The 21234-nt window shown below is 55.4% G+C and carries 17 protein-coding genes; 7 read left to right on the top strand and 10 right to left on the bottom strand.

Going from position 1 to position 21234, the window contains the following annotated elements:
* The first annotated feature begins 149 nt into the window (after positions 1-149).
* The 5 genes from ACX8ZY_RS09585 to pdeR all read left to right on the top strand — a co-directional run bounded on the left by ACX8ZY_RS09585 (position 150) and on the right by pdeR (position 9199).
* Entirely contained in the window at positions 150-2453 is a 2304-nt protein-coding gene (locus ACX8ZY_RS09585; RefSeq protein ID WP_033757827.1) for an FdhF/YdeP family oxidoreductase, read from the top strand.
* Between the two features lie 112 nt (positions 2454-2565).
* On the top strand, positions 2566-4500 hold the full coding sequence (locus tag ACX8ZY_RS09580) for an exoribonuclease II (RefSeq protein ID WP_158131660.1): 1935 nt from the start codon (positions 2566-2568) through the stop codon (positions 4498-4500).
* A 201-nt stretch (positions 4501-4701) separates the two neighbouring features.
* Positions 4702-6771, top strand: coding sequence for a carbon starvation CstA family protein (locus tag ACX8ZY_RS09575; protein WP_010244523.1), 2070 nt, complete (start codon positions 4702-4704; stop codon positions 6769-6771).
* Positions 6764-7054, top strand: coding sequence for a YbdD/YjiX family protein (locus tag ACX8ZY_RS09570; RefSeq protein WP_010244521.1), 291 nt, complete (start codon positions 6764-6766; stop codon positions 7052-7054). Before ACX8ZY_RS09575 ends, ACX8ZY_RS09570 begins: the two co-directional genes overlap by 8 nt.
* A gap of 159 nt (positions 7055-7213) precedes the next feature.
* Positions 7214-9199: a cyclic di-GMP phosphodiesterase gene (pdeR, locus tag ACX8ZY_RS09565; protein ID WP_010244518.1), complete on the top strand. Its 1986-nt coding sequence runs from the start codon at positions 7214-7216 to the stop codon at positions 9197-9199.
* Between the two features lie 12 nt (positions 9200-9211).
* On the opposite strand, the gene ACX8ZY_RS09560 is transcribed toward pdeR, so the two are convergent.
* From ACX8ZY_RS09560 to araD, 3 genes are all read right to left on the bottom strand, one after another.
* Entirely contained in the window at positions 9212-10078 is an 867-nt protein-coding gene (locus ACX8ZY_RS09560; protein WP_003853843.1) for a crotonase/enoyl-CoA hydratase family protein, read from the bottom strand.
* Positions 10079-10222: 144 nt separating this feature from the next.
* Positions 10223-11206 carry a 2-keto-3-deoxygluconate transporter gene (gene kdgT / locus ACX8ZY_RS09555; protein WP_010244511.1) on the bottom strand — a complete coding sequence of 328 codons (984 nt, stop codon included), beginning with the start codon at positions 11204-11206 and terminating at the stop codon, positions 10223-10225.
* A 218-nt stretch (positions 11207-11424) separates the two neighbouring features.
* Positions 11425-12123, bottom strand: a complete 699-nt coding sequence (gene araD, locus ACX8ZY_RS09550; protein ID WP_010244508.1) for an L-ribulose-5-phosphate 4-epimerase — start codon at positions 12121-12123, stop codon at positions 11425-11427.
* Between the two features lie 347 nt (positions 12124-12470).
* Here araD and osmB point away from each other — a divergent pair, with 347 nt between their 5' ends.
* Positions 12471-12686 (top strand): osmotically-inducible lipoprotein OsmB, encoded by a 216-nt coding sequence (osmB, locus tag ACX8ZY_RS09545; RefSeq protein ID WP_003853848.1) that lies wholly within the window; start codon positions 12471-12473, stop codon positions 12684-12686.
* A 77-nt stretch (positions 12687-12763) separates the two neighbouring features.
* On the opposite strand, the gene yciH is transcribed toward osmB, so the two are convergent.
* The 5 genes from yciH to pgpB form a co-directional block, all read right to left on the bottom strand.
* Entirely contained in the window at positions 12764-13087 is a 324-nt protein-coding gene (gene yciH, locus ACX8ZY_RS09540; protein ID WP_010244495.1) for a stress response translation initiation inhibitor YciH, read from the bottom strand.
* Positions 13087-13806, bottom strand: a complete 720-nt coding sequence (gene pyrF, locus ACX8ZY_RS09535) for an orotidine-5'-phosphate decarboxylase (RefSeq protein WP_346460887.1) — start codon at positions 13804-13806, stop codon at positions 13087-13089. Before pyrF ends, yciH begins: the two co-directional genes overlap by 1 nt.
* Positions 13807-14004: 198 nt before the next feature.
* Complete coding sequence (lapB, locus tag ACX8ZY_RS09530) at positions 14005-15174, bottom strand: lipopolysaccharide assembly protein LapB (protein ID WP_346448489.1); 1170 nt, start codon at positions 15172-15174, stop codon at positions 14005-14007.
* A gap of 6 nt (positions 15175-15180) precedes the next feature.
* A complete protein-coding gene (locus tag ACX8ZY_RS09525) occupies positions 15181-15489 on the bottom strand; it encodes a LapA family protein (protein WP_010670247.1) in 309 nt (102 codons plus the stop codon).
* Between the two features lie 134 nt (positions 15490-15623).
* On the bottom strand, positions 15624-16382 hold the full coding sequence (pgpB, locus tag ACX8ZY_RS09520) for a phosphatidylglycerophosphatase B (RefSeq protein ID WP_060680299.1): 759 nt from the start codon (positions 16380-16382) through the stop codon (positions 15624-15626).
* 227 nt (positions 16383-16609) lie between these two features.
* Here pgpB and ribA point away from each other — a divergent pair, with 227 nt between their 5' ends.
* On the top strand, positions 16610-17203 hold the full coding sequence (gene ribA / locus ACX8ZY_RS09515; RefSeq protein ID WP_010244482.1) for a GTP cyclohydrolase II: 594 nt from the start codon (positions 16610-16612) through the stop codon (positions 17201-17203).
* A gap of 343 nt (positions 17204-17546) precedes the next feature.
* On the opposite strand, the gene acnA is transcribed toward ribA, so the two are convergent.
* Positions 17547-20228, bottom strand: a complete 2682-nt coding sequence (gene acnA, locus ACX8ZY_RS09510; RefSeq protein ID WP_089414143.1) for an aconitate hydratase AcnA — start codon at positions 20226-20228, stop codon at positions 17547-17549.
* A gap of 601 nt (positions 20229-20829) precedes the next feature.
* A complete protein-coding gene (locus tag ACX8ZY_RS09505; protein ID WP_071778593.1) occupies positions 20830-20988 on the bottom strand; it encodes a YmiA family putative membrane protein in 159 nt (52 codons plus the stop codon).
* Between the last annotated feature and the right edge of the window lie 246 nt (positions 20989-21234).

Raw genomic sequence — 21234 nt, 5'->3', positions numbered from 1 at the left:
TTATGCACGATAAACGCCAGCTATCGCACCATTAAGTCAATCAATTAGACAAGGTATGAGGATAGCTGCAGACTTCCTTTCACCATCAGGATATAACCTGATAACAAACACCAAACAATAATTCCTACTATAAAAAGCCTGCACTCAATATGAAATTTAAACGCCAAATCAAACCCTATCGCGCGGCAGCGGGCGGCTGGGGTTCACTGGAAGCCACCACGCGTTTCGTTCTTGACAGCAAAGCGGCCCTGAAAAATATGCGCAACCTGATGCGCATGAACAAAGCACGCGGTTTTGACTGTCCGGGCTGCGCCTGGGGCGATGACAATAAAAGTACCTTCAGCTTCTGTGAGAACGGCGCCAAAGCGGTGACCTGGGAAGCGACGCGCCGGATGGTCGACACCGACTTTTTCGCTAAACACAGCGTGACCACGCTCTATACCCAGAGTGACTACTTCCTGGAGTATCAGGGACGCCTGACTCATCCGCTGCGCTACAACGCGGAAACCGATCACTACGAGCCCATCAGCTGGGATGATGCGTTTGCGCTGATCGCGCAGCACATCAAGGCGATGGATCATCCGGATCAGATGGAGCTTTACACCTCCGGTCGCGCCAGCAATGAAGCCTCCTGGCTCTATCAGCTGTTTGGTCGCCTGATGGGGACCAATAACTTCCCTGACTGCTCCAATATGTGCCACGAAGCCAGCGGCACCGGCCTGAAGCGCAGCATTGGCGTCGGTAAAGGCACCATTCGTCTGGATGATTTCGACCACGCAGATGCCATTTTTGTCTTCGGTCAGAATCCCGGCACTAACCATCCGCGTATGCTGCACAGCCTGCGTCACGCTGCCGATCACGGTGCGAAAATCGTCACCTTTAATACCCTGCGTGAACGCGGTCTGGAACGTTTTGCCGATCCGCAGAAACCGCTGGAAGTGGTGACTTCGAAAGCGGGCAACATCAGCTCCTCCTATTACCAGCCGAACCTGGGCGGTGATATGGCGGCGGTGCGCGGCATGGTGAAATCCCTGCTGGAAACCCACCGCGCGCGTCTGGCGGCTGGCGAAAGCGGCCTGTTCGATCAGACCTTTATCAATGCTAAAACCAACGGCATTGAGGCGTATCTCGACGCCGTGGATAACACCAGCTGGATGCAGATTGTGGCGCAGTCGGGCCTGACGCAGGCGCAGATCCGTGAAGCCGCGGCGATCTACCAGAGCGCTGACCGGGTGATCTGTACCTGGGCGATGGGTATCACCCAGCACAAACACTCTGTCGACACGGTGCGCGAGATCACCAACCTGCAGTTGCTGTTTGGCCAGCTGGGTAAAAAAGGCGCAGGCCTCTGCCCGGTTCGTGGTCACAGTAATGTGCAGGGCAACCGCACCATGGGCATCGATGAGAAACCGGCGAAAGCCTTCCTGGATGCGCTGGGGAATCATTTCAATTTCGAGCCCCCGCGTGCGGCAGGCCACAACACCGTGGAAGCGCTGAACGCCATGCTGCGTGATGAAGTGAAAGTGCTGATCGCGCTGGGTGGCAACCTGGCGGCGGCCGCACCCGACTCACCGCGCACCGAAGAGGCGATGTCACGCTGTGGTCTGACCGTGCATATCAGCACCAAACTGAACCGCAGCCATCTGGTGCCGGGTCACGATGGGCTGATTCTGCCGACGCTGGGCCGCACCGAGCGCGATCTGCAGGCCACCGGCAATCAGTTTATTACCGTGGAAGACTCTTTCAGCATGGTGCACGCCTCTGAAGGGATCGGTATTCCGCTGGCGGAAACGCAGCGTTCAGAGACCTGGATTGTTGCCGGTATCGCCGAGGCGGTGCTGGGTGATGAAAAAGTGAAATGGCGCGAGCTGGCGGGTGATTACAACCTGATCCGTGAGCACATCGCCGCGACGATTCCGGGCTTTGCCGACTTTAACGCCAAATGTGACATCCCGGGCGGTTTCTATCTGGGCAACGCAGCAGCCGAGTTGCGCTTCAATACGCCGAGCCAGAAAGCGGAGTTCAACGCCTCGGCGCTGCCGACCTCACTGTTCCCGAATCTTGATCAGGACGTGCCTTTTACCCTGCAGACACTGCGTTCGCACGACCAGTACAACACCACCATTTACGGCCTCGATGACCGTTACCGTGGCGTGTTTGGTCAGCGTGAAGTGGTGTTCATCAACCCGGACGATATGGCAGACCTGGGCTTTACCGAAGGCCAGAATGTCGATATCGAAACGCTGTGGAATGATGGCATTACCCGTCGCGTCAGCGGATTCAAACTGGTTCCCTACAATATTCCGCGCGGTAACCTGGCGGCCTATTATCCGGAAACCAACCCGCTGGTGCCGCTGAACAGCTTTGGTGATGACAGTGGTACACCGACCTCTAAATCGGTGCCGGTGAAGCTGGAACTCTCTGAGGCACTGGCCGATCAGCGCATCGCCTGACAGCCCTTTCACTCCCCCCTAAAAAGCCGGCTCGTCCGGCTTTTTGCCTTGCCGCGCGACGTCGATTCGCGTAAAACTGTCAGCCGCAATCAGCCAACGAAACGTAAAAATTATGTTCCAGGATAACCCGCTGCTCGCGCAGCTGAAAGAGAAGCTCCATTCGCAAACGCCTCGTGCTGAAGGCGTCGTAAAAGGCACTGAAAAAGGCTTCGGCTTTCTGGAAGTCGATGCGCAAAAAAGCTACTTCATTCCGCCACCGCAGATGAAGAAAGTGATGCACGGCGATCGCATCACCGCCGTGATCCACAGCGATAAAGATCGCGAAAGCGCTGAGCCGGAAACCCTGGTTGAGCCGTTCCTGAGCCGCTTTGTTGGCCGGGTTCAGAAGAAAGACGATCGCCTGTCGATTGTGCCGGATCATCCCCTGCTGAAGGATGCGATCCAGTGTCGCCCTGCGCGCGATGTCAGCCATGAGTTTGAAAATGGTGACTGGGCCGTGGCGGAGATGCGTCGCCATCCGCTGAAAGGCGATCGCGGCTTTTATGCCGAACTCACCGATTTTATTGTCAAAGCTGATGACGATCTGGCGCCGTGGTGGGTGACGCTGTCGCGTCATAACCTTGAGCGTGAAGCGCCCGATGTCAGTTTTGGCGAGATGCTGGATGAAAATCTGACGCGTGAAGATCTGACCGCGCTGGATTTCGTTACCATCGACAGCGCCAGCACCCAGGATATGGATGATGCGCTCTTTGTGGAAGCCCTGGACGATGGCGCCCTGCGTCTGACCATCGCTATCGCCGACCCTACCGCCTATGTGCCGGAAGGCAGTCAGCTCGATAAGCTGGCGGCGCAGCGTGCGTTTACCAACTACCTGCCGGGCTTTAACATCCCGATGCTGCCTCGCGAACTCTCTGATGATGTCTGCTCGCTGCGTCCGAATGTGCGCCGTCCGGCCCTGGCCTGCCGCGTGACCGTGGCAGCCGATGGCAACTTAGGTGATGACGTTGAGTTCTTTGCCGCCTGGATCGAATCCAAAGCCAAGCTGGCGTATGACGACGTCTCTGACTGGCTGGAAAACAGCGGCGCATGGCAGCCGGAAAGTGAGGCGATTGCTGAACAGATTCGCCTGCTGCATCGCCTCTGCCTGGCGCGCAGCGAGTGGCGTCAGACTCACGCGCTGGTGTTTAAAGATCGCCCGGATTACCGCTTCCTGCTGGGTGAAAAAGGTGAAGTGCTGGAGATTGTGGCTGAACCGCGCCGCATCGCTAACCGCATTGTCGAAGAGTCTATGATTCTGGCCAACGTCTGCGCGGCGAAAGTGCTGCGTGACCGTCTCGGTTTTGGTATCTACAACGTCCATGCCGGTTTCGATGCCACCAATGCTGAACAGGCCGCGGCCGTGCTGGCCAACCATGGTATTACCGTGGATGCGCAGGCGATCACTACGCTGGAAGGCTTCCGCGTGCTGCGTCGTGAGCTTGATGCCCAGCCGACCCAGTTCCTCGACAGCCGGATCCGTCGCTTCCAGACCTTCGCTGAGATCAGCACCGAGCCTGGCCCGCACTTTGGCCTGGGACTTGAGGCTTACGCCACATGGACCTCACCGATTCGTAAGTTCGGCGACATGGTCAACCATCGTCTGCTGAAAGCGATTATTCGCGGTGAGCAGATCGCTCGTCCGGATGATGCGCTGACGGTGACGATGAGTGAGCGCCGCCGCCTGAACCGCATGGCGGAACGTGATGTTGGCGACTGGCTCTACGCCCGTTATCTGGCGCCGTTTGCAGCAACCGACCGTCGCTTCAGCGCCGAGATTATCGATGTGTCACGTGGTGGCATGCGTGTTCGCCTGCTGGAGTTTGGCGCGGTCGCCTTTATCCCGGCGCCGTTCATTCACGCGGTGCGTGATGAGCTGGTCTGCAGCCAGGAAAATGGCAGCGTTCAGATCAAAGGCGAAGTGGTTTACCGTGTGACCGATGTGATTGATGTCACCATCGCCGAAGTCCGCATGGAAACCCGCAGCGTCGTGGCGCGTCCCGCCGTCTGAGTAGTGACGTACTGAGCAGTCAATCGGGCGGGATAACTCCGGTTATCCCGTCTGTTTCCACCCCGCCCGCATTGCAAAAAAGTTAAATTTGTACCCCGCTTCACACTTCTCCACTGATTAACTTTCACTTACATTCCATTACATTAAGTTTGACTCGTTGTTTTCGATCGCTTTCCTCTCGGTCCTCACAAGGAGTTAGTCATGAAAAACGTCAAAACCAGTGCGATCTGGTTAGTGGTGGCGTTAATCGGCGCGGGCGCTTTCGCCATGCTGGCCCTCAGCCGCGGCGAACACGTCAACGCAGTCTGGCTGGTGATAGCCGCTGTCGCCTGTTACAGCATCGCTTATCGCTTCTACAGCCTGTTTATCGCCCGCAATATTTTCGAACTGGACGACCGCCGGATGACGCCTGCCGAGCGGCTGAGCGACGGGCTCGATTATGTCCCGACCAATAAATGGGTGCTGTTTGGTCACCACTTTGCGGCTATTGCCGGTGCCGGCCCGCTGGTGGGTCCGATTCTGGCGGCGCAGATGGGCTTTCTGCCTGGCACCATCTGGATCCTGGTCGGGGTGATGCTGGCGGGTGCGGTACAGGATTTCCTGATCCTGTTTATCTCAACCCGTCGTGATGGCCGTTCACTGGGCGAGATGGCGCGGCAGGAGCTGGGTGCGTTTGCCGGTGTGGTGACCATGCTCGGCGCGCTGGGCGTCATGATCATTATCCTGTCGGCGCTGGCGCTGGTGGTGGTCAAGGCGCTGGCGAACAGTCCGTGGGGACTGTTTACCATCGCGGCCACCATTCCGATTGCGCTGTTTATGGGCGTCTACATGCGCTTTATCCGGCCCGGTAAAATCGCCGAAGTTTCACTGATTGGCTTTGTGCTGATGATGGCGGCGATTATCTATGGTGGTGACGTAGCCCAGCATCCTTACTGGGGGCCCTTCTTTACCCTGAAAGGCACCTCACTGACCTGGGTGCTGGTGATCTACGGCTTTATTGCCTCCGTGCTGCCGGTCTGGCTGCTGCTGGCTCCGCGTGACTACCTTTCGACCTTTCTTAAAATCGGCGTGATTGTCGGGCTGGCGGTGGGGATTGTCTTTGCCATGCCAGAGATGAAAATGCCGGCGGTCACCAAATTTATCGACGGCACCGGCCCGGTCTTCTCCGGCGCGATGTTCCCGTTCCTGTTTATTACTATTGCCTGCGGCGCCATCTCCGGCTTCCATGCGCTGGTCTCCAGCGGCACCACGCCAAAACTGGTGGAGCGGGAAAGTCATATCCGCTTTATTGGCTATGGCGCGATGCTGATGGAATCCTTTGTGGCGATCATGGCGCTGATTTGTGCCTCAGTGCTCGATCCGGGCGTCTACTTTGCCATGAACTCCCCGGCTGCGCTGATTGGTACCACCGTTGAAAGCGCCTCTCAGGTGATCAACGGCTGGGGCTTTGTCGTCACGCCGGAAATGCTGAGCGGCATCGCCCGTGACGTGGGTGAAGGCTCGATCCTGTCCCGCGCAGGCGGCGCGCCAACCTTCGCGGTGGGGATGGCCCACATCATTACCGAGATCTTTAACAGCCGGGCGATGATGGCGTTCTGGTATCACTTCGCCATTCTGTTTGAAGCGCTGTTCATTCTGACGGCGGTCGATGCCGGTACCCGCGCCTGCCGCTTTATGGTGCAGGATCTGGCAGGCACCGTGGTGCCTTCTATGGCGAATAACCGCTCCTGGCTGGGCAATATGGCCGGCACGACCGTGGCGGTCGCGGGCTGGGGCTTCTTTGTCTATCAGGGCGTGGTCGATCCGCTCGGCGGCATTAACACTCTGTGGCCGCTGTTTGGTATCGGCAATCAGATGCTGGCGTCCATGGCGCTGATCCTCGGCACCGTGGTGCTGTTCAAAATGAAAAAGCAGCGTTACGCCTGGGTGACTATCCTGCCAACTGTCTGGCTGTTTATCACCTCGATGACTGCCGGCTGGCAGAAAATCTTCCATGAAAAACCGTCGATTGGCTTCCTGGCGCAGGCGAATAAGTTCCGCAAAGGGCTGGATGAAGGCGTGATCATCGCCCCGGCAAAAAGCGTGGCAGATATGCAGACCATCGTCTTCAGCAATCAGATTAACGCGGCCCTGTGCGCCTTCTTTATGCTGGTGGCGGTCACGATGCTCATCTCTGCGTTCTTTGTCATTCGCCGGGCGCTGCGCAGCGATCTTCCTACTACGCATGAGTCCGTTGTGACGCTGCGCAACAAGGAGGTGCGTCATGTCTGATGCTATTCATCAGTCCCAGCGTCCGCAGGGAGAGTGGCAGATTATCCGCTGCCAGCCTGCCGCCGCCCCACAGCCACAGACATTCAGCTGGCGGGGATTCTGGCGCGGCCTGCAACAGTGTTTTCGCTTAATGGTCGGGGTGCAGGATTATCAAAAATATCTGCAGCATATGCGACTCCATCATCCCGATCAGCCGCCGATGAATGAGCGCGATTTCCACCGTTACTGTCTGGATGCCCGCTTCCCCAGCCAGGCAGGCAAACTGGGTAAATGTCCCTGCTGACCGCACTAAACAGCCCCGCACCGTCGGGGCTTTTTTGTGCCATTCTTATCTGGATGGGAAAATATATTCGGTTTGCATCTTGTGCTGGCGTCAGATGATGAATACTGTTGCTAAAATAATGAGATAACGCCTGCAGAGCACTTCCCGGAGGAAGTTTCCATGACCGATGAACAAGGGCAAACGTTGTTGTACACCCTTTTCGGTACAACCAGCCCTCATTGGCGTCTGACCGCGGACAGCGATGCGTTGCATTTTGCCGAAGATGAGTCGTCACAAACTAATATCGCCCTGCCGTTAACCCCCGGCCAGGCAGCCATGATACGCGCGATGCCGGTCATCACTTCAAGCATCAATCTGACTATGACGCTGCAGGGCATTGATGTTCCGATGCATTTTGTCGGACGCAAAGTGAACCAGGCGACCTGGGCAGGAACCGCTTCTGCCTGGGGCGATACCTCAGCGGTCGCCCGCGACTTAACCCTGGGTCTTTCATTCGCCGAACAGGTGGTTTCTGAAGCCAACTCGGTGATTGTGATCCTCGATCAGCGCGGCAATATTCAGCGTTTTAACCGTCTTAGTGAAGAATACACCGGTCTGAATGAGCATGAGGTTATCGGCCGTAACGTCTTTCAGCTCTTTATGACCAAACAGGAGGCCTCTCAGTCACGACGCAACATTGCGGGCTTCTTCCGTGACGGTAACTCCTATGAGGTGGAGCGCTGGGTTAAAACCAAAAAAGGTCAGCGACTGTTTCTGTTTCGTAATAAGTTTGTTCACAGCGGCAGTGGTAAAAATGAAATTTTCCTCATCTGTTCTGGCACCGACATAACCGAGGAGCGACGCGCCCAGGAACGCCTCCGGGTGCTGGCAAACACCGATACGGTGACCGGTTTGCCTAATCGCAACGCAATTCATCAACAGATTAGCCTGGCGCTGGAGCGATCTGAGCGCGATGAGACCGGTGTGGTCTACCTCGATCTCGATAATTTCAAAAAAGTGAACGACGCCTACGGTCATATGTTCGGCGATCAGTTACTGCAGGCGGTATCACTGGCGATTCTTAGCTGTCTGGGTAAAGACCAGACCCTGGGCCGGCTGGGTGGCGATGAGTTTGTGGTGCTGGCTGAGCACACCAGCCAGGCTGCGCTGGAGGCGATGTCCTCCCGCATTCTTGAGCGCCTGCGTCAGCCTTTCCGTATCGGACTAATCGAAGTGTACAGCGGCTGCTCTATCGGGATCGCTTTCGCGCCGCTGCATGGTGAAGATCGCGAGAGCCTTATTCGCAATGCTGACACCGCGATGTATCACGCCAAAGAGAACGGTCGTGGCAAGTTCTGTGTCTTCGCGGCAGAGATGAACCAGCGGGTCTTTGAATACCTGTGGCTGGACACCAATCTGCGTAAAGCGCTGGAGCTGGATCACCTGCTGGTGCATTACCAGCCGAAAATCGACAGTGATGGTGAAGTCCGCAGCGCCGAAGCGCTGGTACGCTGGAACTCACCCGAGCGCGGCCTGGTCTCCCCTGCTGATTTCATTCCCTACGCCGAAGAGTCGGGACTGATTGTGCCGCTGGGACGCTGGGTCATGCTCAATGTGCTGAAACAGATTATCGTCTGGCGCCAGCAGGGCATTTTTCTGCGCGTCGCCGTCAACGTGTCGGCACGTCAGCTGATTGATCAAAGCATCTATACTGACCTGAAACAGGCACTGCATGAGGCGAATATCACCGACTGTCCTATCGATATTGAGCTCACAGAAAGCTGCCTGATAGAGAATGAAGCTGAAGCCCTGCGGCTGATGAAGCAGTTTCAGGAGCTGGGCGCACAGGTTCATCTGGATGACTTCGGCACCGGTTACTCGTCGCTTTCTCAGCTCGCACGTGTGCCGATCAATGCCATCAAGCTCGACCAAAGCTTTATCCGCGATATTAATAAACAGCCCGTCTCACAATCGCTGGTACGAGCTATCGTCGCCGTCGCCAAGGCGCTCGATTTGCAGGTGATTGCAGAGGGTATTGAGACCCCGGATGAAGAGAAGTTTGTCCTTAACAGTGGTGTCGATGGGCGTCAGGGCTACTACTACGCAAAACCAATGCCCGCGGAACAGTTTGGGCATTGGCTGGCTAAGCATCCTGCCCGCGTTTAACGCTAATTCAGATTAACCCGCTTTACGCAGTGATGCGCTGTGGCGGTTTTGTAACTGAACCAAGCGTTCCATGTAAGCAATGTCTTTAGGTTCGATGGTAAAGGCGTAATCGACCCAATCTTCGGTAATATCCATCAGCTCAGCGCGTGACAATTGCAGCACGCGCTGACGCGCTTTCAGCATAGCCCGCACGCCGTTGAGTTTAGGACGTAACGTATCGATAAAGGTGCGGGTGGCGCGGTAGCTGTCGCCAGGCTGGAAGACTTTATCCACCAGTCCGCGCGTTTCATACCACTCTGCGCTGTGGGACTCCCCTTCACAAATTAACTCTTCTGCCAGTTTCATGCCGGAACGACGCGCGACCAGTGAGTAGCCGCCCATGCCGGGAAAGAGGTTAAAAGCAATTTCCGGAAAGCCCATCCGCGCGTTGTTCTGCGCCAGAATGAAGTGATGTGCCAGCGCCGCTTCGAATCCGCCGCCTAAGGCACTGCCCTCAATCATCGCCAGCGTCACCGCGCCGGTATCAAACCCCCGTGCTGCCGAATGGATGCAGTCAACGCAGGCACGGGCATAGGCCCGCAGCGCCTCACGGCGGTTATTGCGAATGCACTCGACAAAGAAGCGCAGATCGCCACCGGCGTTGAACATCTGTGGCACCAGAGAGCCGGTAACCCAGAAGTCGATCGGCAGACCGGAACGCTGAGCGGCGTAGCTCAGATTCATGATCTCCTCAATCAGTTCATGGTTAAAGCTCGGACGGGGCTGTGCACGCAACATCATCCACATAGTACGGCGCCCTTCTTCGTAATAGGCGACTAACTGCGTGGTGTTGCCGACTTCGGTAAATAATCTGCACGTTGCTTGGTTAATAACTGTCATTGTCTCATCCTCTGTTTATATTTGATGCGTTAAATACGCCACATCAGCGTAATGCAGAGTGAGGCCAGACCAAATGAGAGATTGATTTACAACACAAAATCCAGAGAGATCCCCGACTCGCGCGTCGGGGATTGATTAGGCGGGTTACTTAATAGCGGCACGCTGCTCCACGGCAACATGAAGACGCTTAACACGTTTTGAATAGATGGCCGTGATGATCGGCACCAGCACGGAGGTCACAATCACGGACGTTGCCACCAGCGCCGTGGCAGCAGGGGCAATCGGTTTAAACTGCGGCAGCATCTCGGCAATCAGCACCGGTGTCGCCACCGCTGCGCCTGCCGTACTGGATGCAGCTATGCCAGCCGTGCCATCCCCGCCCCCAATCAGTCGATCGGTCAGAATGAGTGGGATACCGGTAATAATGATCACCGACACGCCCAGCATGATGCCCAGCAGTCCGGTTTCCGCAATGACACCCAGGTTAATGGTGTTACCCAGAGCAAAGGCGAAGAAAGGAATCAGCGTATGGACCGCTTTTCCGAAGAAGTCGCGCAGCTCCGGATCAAGATTCCCTAATGCAAATCCCACAATAAACGGCAGGACCGCCCCCACAAACACGTGCGGCTCGAATGAGGCGATGCCGGCGGTGCCCAGGATAACCATGGTCATTAATGGCCCGGACTCCAGAGACATCAGCACAAACGCACCGGCCTCCTCTTTGGAACCATATTGCTGCATGATCGAGGCATAAAGGCCGCCATTGGTCATATCCATGGCAGCCACCAGCGCCAGCGTCGATAACCCGGCAAACATCCCTACTTCTACGCCATTCTCCGGCATCACCCGAGAGGCGATGGCAGCCACAACCCAGGCGACGGCAATCTTGGTAAGCACCAGCGTGCCCGATTTACGCAGTACCGTCCCGGTGGCGCTGAGTTTAATCGACGCGCCCATACAGAAAAACCAGACGGCCAGAATGGGTACCGTGCCGGTCATCAGGCCGTTGGTGAAAGAACCGAAATATTTCCCGGCGCCTGGAGAAAACGTATGACAGAGTGCGCCGATAAAGAGCGGAATGAGCATCATACCGCCCGGAATTTTGTCTATTGCACGTTTGATATGCATATGGATGTCACCTTTGCTATGCCAGAGGGTGGAGCAGGAAGTGCCCGAAGGCGATGCAAGCAAAGTAGTGACTTGAGGTAATCAAAACAGTGATCGCCTCGATAAAATGAAACGCTGTTTTATTTTTAATGACCTGTTGTTTTGATAACTATGATGGAGATCGCCATACCAGTCTCAGATGAGACTAAAAAAAACGGGACGCCGTGGCGTCCCGCTCGCTATTTTTGCCCGTACCAGGCGTTCTCGCCATGCTTTCGCAGGTAGTGCAGGTCAAGCAGTGTCTGGTTAATCGGCGGCAGATTAGCGGTCAGTTGCTGGCTGAACAGGCCCATATACGCCACCTCCTCCAGCACAACCGCGCTGTGTACCGCAGCATGAGCGTCTTTCCCCCAGGCAAACGGGCCATGAGAGTTGACCAGTACCGCCGGGATCGCAGAAGGAGACAACCCACGTTGCGCAAAAGTCTCAATAATCACCTCACCGGTGTTCCACTCGTAGTCGTGCTGAATCTCTTCATTGCGCATCGACCGGGTACAGGGGATCTCACCATAGAAGTCATCGGCGTGGGTGGTTCCCCAGGCAGGAATCGGTCGTCCTGCCTGGGCCCAGATGGTCGCATGCCGCGAATGGGTATGGACAATGCCACCCACCTCCGGCCAGGCGAGGTAAAGCGCGCGGTGTGTCGCCGTGTCCGAGGAGGGGCGTTTATCCCCTTCCACCACGTCGCCACTCGCCAGATCGACCACGACCATGTCGTCGCGCTTCATCACTTCATAGCGCACGCCGGAAGGTTTAATAACCAGCAAACCCTGTTCGCGATCAACAGCGCTGACATTGCCCCAGGTGAAGGTCACCAGGTTGTATTTGGGTAGATCCAGATTCGCTTCCAGAACCTGTTGTTTCAGGTGTTCCAGCATCTATTTTCTCCTGCTGACAATCGTCCCTGAATTTTGCGGAGTCGGACGCGAAAGGGTTATGGAGCAAATGGCTATAAACGCAGAAGGAATGGCTGTGAATGCAAAAATGTGTCGTGATTTCAGAATTTTCTATCTTCGGAATTTAACCAGAACGCTTAGAATCCTCTCAGGCAATGCGTGGCCCTGTCGGGTTTGCATTGCGACTCTCCCGCTACAAACGGTTTGTCCATGGTGATCACATTTCCATGCCGACACGGATGCGGCAATGATGCGACACAAGCGGGCTGAGGAAATATCGGAGCTATACTAAGAGTGTTGCCTCTGTGAGCACATCAAAGGAGAAGTGTATGACAACAACAATGAAACGAATCACTGCCGTTGTACTGGCAACCACGTTAGCTGTTGCACTGAGCGGCTGTTCTAACTGGTCTAAACGTGACCGCAACACCGCTATTGGCGCGGGCGCGGGCGCGATTGGGGGTTCAGTATTGACCAATGGTAGCGCACTCGGCACAGTCGGTGGCGCCGCTGTCGGTGGTATTATCGGTCATCAGGTCCACTAAAGACCTTATTAAAAAAATAATCGGCTACGCTAAGCATCTACACAACAATCGGGCTACTTCGGTAGCCCGATTTTTTTTCAGCCACCCGCCAGTTTGACCTTCATGCCTTTGGCTTCCAGCAGGCTTTTCAGTAAATCGCGCTTATCCCCCTGAATCTCGATAACGCCCTCTTTCACCGAACCCCCACAGCCGCACTTCTTTTTGAGTTCGGCCGCCAGCAGCGTCAATGCCGCGTCGTCCAGGTCGATACCGGTAATCAGGCAGACGCCTTTTCCCTTGCGACCACTGGTCTGGCGCTGGATGCGCACAATGCCATCCCCTTTTGGCCGCTCCTTCGCCGGCTCCGGCTGGGTAATGCGCCCGCTGTCGGTTGAGTAAACCAGTGGATTATCCTTCGCCATTATTGTGTCTCCAGACTGTGCAGGATCGCCTGCAGAGTGGCGGCGGGATCGGCGGATTGGGTGATCGGACGCCCGATAACCATATAGTCCACACCCGCCTGCTTCGCCTGCTCAGGTGTCATGATGCGACGCTGATCGCCAGCATCACTGCCTGCCGGGCGAATCCCCGGCGTGACCAGCGCAAACTCCTGACCTAAAACCTGTTTGAAGCGGACAGCCTCATGGGCGGAACAGACCACACCATCCAGCCCGCACGACAGTGTCAGCTTCGCCAGTCGCTCTGCCTGTTCGGCAGGAGAAAGCGTAATGCCCAGCCCTTTGAGATCCTCTGCATCCATACTGGTCAGTACAGTCACCGCAATAAGCAGGGGCGCCTCTTTACCAAAGGGAAGCAGCGCTTCACGCGCCGCGTTCATCATCCGAGCCCCACCACTGGCATGGACGTTGACCATCCAGACCCCGAGATCGGCAGCGGCCGCCACGGCATGAGCGGTGGTGTTGGGAATATCGTGGAATTTAAGATCGAGGAAGATTTCAAAGCCGCGCTGCTGCAGAGTGTTAACCAGCGAGGGGCCAAATAGCGTAAACATCTCTTTGCCTACTTTAAGGCGGCAACTGCGGGGATCGATCTGGTCGACGAAACGCAGTGCGCTGTCGAGGTTATGATAATCCAGCGCTACCAGAATCGGCGAAGCGGTCACGTTGTGGGGTGAAGGCATGGCATTTCCTCTGCAACAGGCGCCCGCAGGCGCATTAGACAAACGGCAAGCATTCTACCTGCGGTGTCTGACCATCACAATCGCCATTGCCCTCCTGCCTGGCAAATTATGCACTGTCGCTGAGGTCTGTAAGCTAACCTGCTCTCTAGTATGTTGTAACTATAATGGGCTATTAACAGTGCAGCTGTAACGGCCGGTTTACTGGCCGTCGAGGCCACGGATGGGCTTAACTGAAGACCAGGTGCGGCAGGATGGGCAGTGCCAGTAGAGTGCGTGGGCGGTAAAGCCACACTTCTGGCAGCGATAGCGCGGCTTGGTGCGGATCTGTTCGCCAACCATGTCGCGCAACACCATCAGGCTCTCTTTCGCGCGGCCATCTTCCGCCTCATGCAGGTTTAAATCCATCAGGCGGTGGAACACCCGCATGGTAGGATGACGCTGCAGCTGACGGCTGATGTAATTCTGGGCCGCTTCGGGCCCCTGCTGCTGCTCAAGGATGTCAGACAGATAGAGCTCCGCCGCTGCGCCGGTGTTCTCTTCAACACAGCGATGAAGAAACTCTGACCAGGCGTCTGGCTGATTGAGCTGCTGGAAACAGGTCTCCAGCATCCCCAGCGTTTCACTCACCAGCTCTTTATCCTGGTCCAGCACCCGCTGCAGATGGCCCACCGCTTTAGCGTAATCGCCTTTTTCCATCAGGATACGGCCCATCATGATCGAGATACGTGCGCTGTTGCGATCGGCCGACTCCCCTTTCTTAAGCAGGCTCATGGCACGATCGAGATCGTCGCTGCTCATCGCCTGCAGAGCCAGCTCGCAGTAGAAGTGGGCTATTTCGCCTTTCTGCTTCTCTTTGCCAAGCTTAACCAGCCGCTCTGCGACTTCAATCGCCTGCTGCCAGTCGCTGGTTGCCTGGTGGATCAGCAGCAGTTGCTGCAGCGCACCCACCCGAAAGTCAGTTTCATCGATGAGCTGCTTAAACATGTCTTCCGCGCGGTCATATAAGCCCGCCGCCATATAGTCGCGGCCCAGTTGCTGTACGGCGAGCAGTCGCTGCTCATAGCTCAGGGAGGCGCTTTCCATTAAAGCCTGATGGATGCGGATGGCGCGGTCGACTTCCCCGCGCGAACGGAACAGATTGCCCAGCGTCAGGTGTGCTTCAACCGTGCCGCTGTCCTCTTTCAGCATCTCAAGGAAGAGGTCGACCGCTTTGTCCTGCTGATTGGAGAGCAGGAAGTTTACGCCAGCGACATATTCACGTGACAGTCGGTTGGCTTCCTGTTGCTTATCCTGATGCGCGCTGCGACGGCCCATATACCAGCCATACGCTGCCGCCACCGGCAGTAACAGAAACAGCAATTCATGCATCAGGGATTATTCCCGGCCAGCCGGAGAAGATGGCGTGGTCGCCAGGGTAGTACTCTGCTCGATTTGGGTCTGCATACGCTTAATTTTCCGGTTGGCATTCGCCAGGGAGACGCGGGTCCGTAACCAGAACAGACCGCAGATGATCCAGCCAAGCACGAAACCTGCGCCAAACAGGGATGCCAGTAAGGTCGAGATGCTGAACTCACCCTGCGCCAGCAGATAGTTAAAAGTAATGACCTGATCGTTATGCGCACCCAGGGTGACGGAAATAATGAAAATGACCAGTACCACTAAAAAAATCAGCAAATATTTCACAGTGCATCCTGTTGTGAGGTTGTCGGGTAGAATTATGCCAAAACTCCAGCAAAAATGCTGCTCCCAGCAGCATCGGGCGGGTCGCTTTTACGCAGGCCCGTCTAATAATATGGGGTCTTACGGGTGAATTACAATCAGGGCTCCCGCTGCGCCACCTCTTTTTGCTCTTCCGGCGGCAGCGTCAGCGGGCCACAGAATCGCTGCGCCAGCCAGGTGGCAATGGTGACCAGTAGCCAGGAGAGTATGGTTGCCATCGCCAGATCCCGTGGCCAGTGCATGCCCAGCAGCAGACGACTCGCCATTACGCCAGTGGCCCATAGAAAGATCACCACCACGGTTTTATAGTGCCGACGCGGCCAGAGCAGACCCAATGCCAGCAGCGCCCAGCTGGCGGCAAACATAGTATGTCCCGAAGGGAAAGCGAAACCGGTTTCAAACGCCCAGTGCCGTTTCAGCCAGCCGGGGATCTGTGTCTCATCGGCAATCAGTGAGGTTACCATCTCGCCACGCTGTTTGCGCTTCAGCTCGTAGAAGGTCTTTTCATCCAGCCCGTGATGCTGTTCCAGCCAGATCACATAGGGACGCGGTTCCTGAATCTGCTCTTTGATATAGGATTTGGTGTATTGCCCGGCCAGAATGGTGGCGTTCATGATCAGCAGCAGCAGGATGGCTGGCTTCAGCCGAAAGCGCAGGCACCAGAGCATCCAGGCACTCAGCACGACGCTGGTAACAATGCCCCAGGGGTTGGTGACGGTCTCGGTCATCCAGAAGAGACCTTTCAGCAGCGCATTGCTTTCGCCTGGTTGCCAGCGCCAGCCGCTCAGCCAGACTGCAACCGGCATGATCAGCAGCAGCAGCATTCCAAAGGTGGTACGACGTGAAATCTTAAACATCCTCTTCCCTTATCCCGGCGTCAAAAGAGAGCAATTGCATAACTTTAGCTTAAAAAAGAATAACATAACCGTTGCCGATTGGATAATTGTGCTTTATCACTGCAATTGGTATCAGAGATTACCAGCCCGCTTGCGGGTTGTGGCACAATATTGCACGTTTGTCGGGCCACACTGGCCTGTGCACTATCATGATGATAGTGCATCCTCTGAAGGTTCTGGAGAGTCACATGCAGCTTAAACGGGTGGCAGAAGCCAAACTGCCCACGCCATGGGGAGATTTCCTGATGGTTGGTTTTGAAGAACTGGCAACCGGACATGACCACGTTGCACTGGTTTTTGGCGATATTAATGATAACGAGCCGGTACTGGCGCGCGTTCACTCTGAATGCCTGACCGGCGATGCACTCTTCAGCCTGCGTTGCGACTGTGGTTTTCAGCTGGAAGCCGCCCTCAATGCCATCGCAGAAGAGGGTCGCGGCGCACTGCTCTATCACCGTCAGGAAGGCCGTAACATCGGTCTGCTGAATAAGATCCGCGCCTATGCGTTGCAGGACAAAGGGTATGACACGGTAGAAGCGAACCATCAGCTGGGCTTTGCCGCCGATGAGCGCGACTTCACGCTGTGCGCCGATATGTTCAAACTGCTGGGCGTCAATGAAGTGCGACTGCTGACCAATAACCCGCGTAAAGTGGAGATCCTCAGCGAAGCCGGGATCAACATTGTTGAACGCGTGCCGCTGGTCGTGGGACGTAATCCGAAGAATGCGCACTATCTGGATACGAAAGCGGAAAAGATGGGGCATCTGCTGCCGAAGTCATAAATAAGCTGGGATTCACTGGCATCTGACCCTTGAAGAAGCCCAATCTGAGAGAATCCTCAAGCAACGGATTAGCTCAACGCGCAGGGGGCACGGTCAGAAGAAGAAAGCGTCCCGCCGCCCGGATAAAAACGCCGGGAGCGTTTTTGAACAACGCAAAGCGTTGGCCCGGTACGGGCGCACCTCAGGGATGAGGTGCGTAATTGCCCGGGCCGGGCATGTCATGGAGGACGGCTTTTGCGTCTTTCCGATCTGACCGTGTTCCCTGTGCAGCCACGGTCTCACAGCTTCTTATTACAGACGTTGTAAGCTACATAAAAAAGCCGGGTTTCCCCGGCTTTTTTTATCAGTCCAGCATATTGCGGATAACGTAGTGCAGGATGCCGTCATTGCGGTAATAGGTCAGCTCATTACCGGTATCGATGCGACAGCGAGTGTCCAGCTCTTCCTTACTGCCGTCGGCACGGGTCAGCGTCACTTTAACGCTGCAGCCAGGCGTCAGTGCCTGAAGATTTTCCACGTCAATGCGCTCCTCACCGGTCAGCCCCAGACTTTTGCGGGTCACGCCCTGCGGAAACTCCAGTGGCAGAATGCCCATCCCAATCAGGTTTGAGCGGTGAATACGCTCAAAAGATTCCGCAATTACTACCCTGACCCCCTGCAGACGTGGTCCTTTCGCCGCCCAGTCGCGACTTGAACCAGAGCCATACTCAAGACCCGCGATGACCGCCAGCGGCACGCCTTCCGCCTGATATTTCATTGCCGCATCATAGATGGCCAGCTGTTCGCCACTTGGGTAGTGTCGGGTATAACCGCCCTCCACGCCGGGTACCATCTCATTGCGGATACGGATGTTGGCGAACGTACCGCGCATCATCACTTCATGGTTACCGCGACGCGAACCATAGGAGTTAAAGTCTGTACGCTCCACGCCGTGTGACAGCAGATACCGTCCGGCCGGACTTTCCGCTTTGATGCTGCCCGCCGGTGAGATATGGTCAGTGGTGACCGAGTCGCCCAGCATGGCCAGCACCCGCGCACCGCGAATATCCTGCACCGGCTTAGGCTCTTTCTCCATATCGTCAAAGAAAGGCGACAGACGAATATAAGTCGAGCCCTCATCCCAGTCGTAAGTCGCGGCTTCACTCACCTTAATCTCCTGCCACTCTGGCGTACCGTCGAAGACTTCAGCGTACTCTTTATGGAACATGTCGCTGGTGACCTGCTGCACGGCCGTAGCGATCTCTTCCGGTGAAGGCCAGATATCTTTCAGGTAGACCGGCTGGCCCTGACGATCGTGGCCCAGCGGCTCGGTCTGCAGGTTAATCTTCATGTTACCCGCCAGCGCGTAGGCCACCACCAGCGGCGGCGACGCCAGCCAGTTGGTTTTAATCAGCGGATGAATACGGCCTTCAAAGTTGCGGTTGCCGGAAAGCACAGCACCCACCGTAAGGTCGCCGGCTTTAATCGCAGACTCGATCTCATCTTTCAGCGGGCCGGAGTTACCGATACAGGTGGTGCAGCCATAACCAACCAGATTAAAGCCCAGCTCGTCGAGATAAGAGGTCAGTTGCGCGACGGCCAGGTAATCTGAAACCACTTTAGAACCGGGTGCCAGCGAGGCTTTGACCCACGGCTGACGTTTCAGACCCCGCTCGACCGCTTTCTTCGCCAGTAAACCGGCCGCCATTAAGACGCTGGGGTTGGAGGTGTTAGTACAGGAGGTAATCGCACTGATCACCACCGCCCCATCGGTCAGCTTATGCGTCAGCCCGGTATCACTGTCGGTATACTCAACGATTTTATGGGGTTTCTGCGCCTGATTCACTTCCAGCTCATTGCTGGCATCAAACGCGGCGGGCACATCGCCCAGCGACACCCGATCCTGCGGACGTTTTGGTCCTGCGAGACTCGATTCCACCTCATTCATATCCAGCGCCAGAGTGCTGGTAAAACGCGGCTCATCGCCAGGGTTGCGCCACAGACCCTGCGCTTTGGCATAGGCTTCAACTAACGCTACCTGTTCGGCATCGCGTCCGGTCAGGGTCATGTAGCTCAGCGTGACGTCATCAACCGGGAAGAATCCGCAGGTTGCGCCATATTCCGGTGCCATGTTGGCGATGGTCGCGCGGTCTGCCAGCGGCAGATCGGCCAGGCCATCACCGTAAAATTCAACGAATTTACCGACAACGCCGTGCTTACGCAGCATCTGGGTAACGGTCAACACGAGGTCGGTTGCCGTAATGCCCGCCCGCAGTTTGCCGGTGAGTTTGAAACCCACCACATCCGGGATAAGCATTGAGACAGGCTGACCGAGCATGGCGGCTTCGGCTTCGATTCCCCCTACTCCCCACCCCAGCACGCCAAGCGCGTTGATCATGGTAGTGTGAGAGTCCGTACCGACCAGCGTATCGGGCCAGGCATACTCTTCACCATCAACGGTTTCATGCCAGATTGCCTTGCCGAGATATTCCAGGTTCACCTGATGGCAAATACCGGTTCCTGGTGGCACCACGCGGAATTTATCAAACGCCTTCTGGCCCCAGCGGAGAAAGACGTAGCGCTCATGGTTTCGCTCCATCTCCAGCCGGACGTTCTCTTCAAAGGCGTCATCATTGCCAAAATGGTCGACAGTCACCGAGTGGTCGATAACCAGATCAACCGGTGACAGCGGATTAACTTTCGCCACATCGCCGCCTAGCCGATTCACTGCTTCTCGCATCGCAGCAAGGTCGACTACCGCAGGCACGCCAGTAAAGTCCTGCATCAATACACGGGCTGGCCGGTAGGCAATTTCACGATCGGCGTGGGCATCTTTTTGCCAGTCAACCAGCGCCTGGATGTCCTCCGTCGTAACAGAGTCACCATCCTGATAGCGCAGTAAATTTTCCAGCAGGACCTTGAGGGATTTTGGCAGGCGATCGATATTGCCAAGGTGTTGAGCAGCATGGGGAAGACTGAAGATGTGATATTTTTTGGTGTCGACCTGCAGTACTTCCTGACTCTGCTCGCGTAGGGTAGACGACATAGCTCCTCCTTTCATTCATGGTCTTTAAACCTCAGAGAGACAAAGGTTTATGTTAAAGATAGACCACAATTTCGTTAACGTTTTGATTACAACACAAATTGCTACAATCGATCGCAAACGAAAATGCCCCGTGAAGTCACGAGGCATCATGAAAAGGTGATTTTAATTCAAATTACAGGGTTATCCACACCGCCGCAGACCAGAACGCAAAGGAGAATGCATACGCGCTGAGCCAGGACATTTTAATAATATTCATTTGGTTCACTCCTTCGCCGGAATCGGGCGTAAAAGTTTTTGCGGTCACCTTATAGAAAGAGGCGACACCCTTTGGTCGTACAGGATGTGGTAAGGGCATTTATAGGCCCACCGGAAATTCCGGTTTTAAGAGAACAGTGACGAAGAAATGGTCTGACAACGTTATTTGTTTTTAGGGTCCAGAAACGACTCAATAAAAAGTCTCTGGTTATCACTCAAATCCCATGAATCGGGGATAGACACTTTTTCGTCCTTTGCAAGGGGTTCTTTTCCTTTACAGGAGACCGTCTTGTGCTGACCCGAGGTCAGGGAACGTTTATGGCTGAGTGTATTTGCCCACATGGCTTTAGCCCCAGATACGCCAAATCATTAACGCGACAACTACCCAAAACAGCGCAGAGGCAGCGAATACGGTTAACCAGGCTTTGCGACGAGTGTTGCCGGTACGCTCAACCTTGGTGCTTTTTGCCGGGAAACCCGGTTGTACAGTCAGTCGTGTATTCATAGTTTTTGATAATCACTCTCAACAAAATGATTGATAACATCGATTAAGATTTAGGAGGAATCCTAAACGCGTTAAGGCCAAAAATCCAGTTATTTTTATTGAGTAAAACGATTAACGGTATTAATCAATGAGCTTAAGTAACGTAAGAAATCATTAATCCCGGAACCAATATTTAATTAAAAGACCCGCTTAAAAATTTGAGTTAATTTAAAAACAGATCCACTTAAAACTATAGAGACAACTTAA

The organism is Pantoea sp. XAF26B01_ASV70, from assembly GCF_054512635.1.
The sequence above is the reverse complement of the archived record's forward strand: the minus strand, read 5'-3'. Positions and strand labels throughout refer to the sequence as shown.

Coding starts and splice junctions, on each gene's coding strand:
- pgpB (WP_060680299.1), bottom strand. CDS start 16,382: ATGTTTAAGATTTCACGTCGTACCACCTTTGGAATGCTGCTGCTGCTG.
- kdgT (WP_010244511.1), bottom strand. CDS start 11,206: ATGCATATCAAACGTGCAATAGACAAAATTCCGGGCGGTATGATGCTC.
- ACX8ZY_RS09560 (WP_003853843.1), bottom strand. CDS start 10,078: ATGACAGTTATTAACCAAGCAACGTGCAGATTATTTACCGAAGTCGGC.
- pyrF (WP_346460887.1), bottom strand. CDS start 13,806: ATGCCTTCACCCCACAACGTGACCGCTTCGCCGATTCTGGTAGCGCTG.
- ACX8ZY_RS09505 (WP_071778593.1), bottom strand. CDS start 20,988: ATGAATACACGACTGACTGTACAACCGGGTTTCCCGGCAAAAAGCACC.
- lapB (WP_346448489.1), bottom strand. CDS start 15,174: ATGCATGAATTGCTGTTTCTGTTACTGCCGGTGGCGGCAGCGTATGGC.
- ACX8ZY_RS09575 (WP_010244523.1), top strand. CDS start 4,702: ATGAAAAACGTCAAAACCAGTGCGATCTGGTTAGTGGTGGCGTTAATC.
- osmB (WP_003853848.1), top strand. CDS start 12,471: ATGACAACAACAATGAAACGAATCACTGCCGTTGTACTGGCAACCACG.
- ACX8ZY_RS09580 (WP_158131660.1), top strand. CDS start 2,566: ATGTTCCAGGATAACCCGCTGCTCGCGCAGCTGAAAGAGAAGCTCCAT.
- pdeR (WP_010244518.1), top strand. CDS start 7,214: ATGACCGATGAACAAGGGCAAACGTTGTTGTACACCCTTTTCGGTACA.
- ribA (WP_010244482.1), top strand. CDS start 16,610: ATGCAGCTTAAACGGGTGGCAGAAGCCAAACTGCCCACGCCATGGGGA.
- acnA (WP_089414143.1), bottom strand. CDS start 20,228: ATGTCGTCTACCCTACGCGAGCAGAGTCAGGAAGTACTGCAGGTCGAC.
- yciH (WP_010244495.1), bottom strand. CDS start 13,087: ATGGCGAAGGATAATCCACTGGTTTACTCAACCGACAGCGGGCGCATT.
- araD (WP_010244508.1), bottom strand. CDS start 12,123: ATGCTGGAACACCTGAAACAACAGGTTCTGGAAGCGAATCTGGATCTA.
- ACX8ZY_RS09585 (WP_033757827.1), top strand. CDS start 150: ATGAAATTTAAACGCCAAATCAAACCCTATCGCGCGGCAGCGGGCGGC.
- ACX8ZY_RS09570 (WP_010244521.1), top strand. CDS start 6,764: ATGTCTGATGCTATTCATCAGTCCCAGCGTCCGCAGGGAGAGTGGCAG.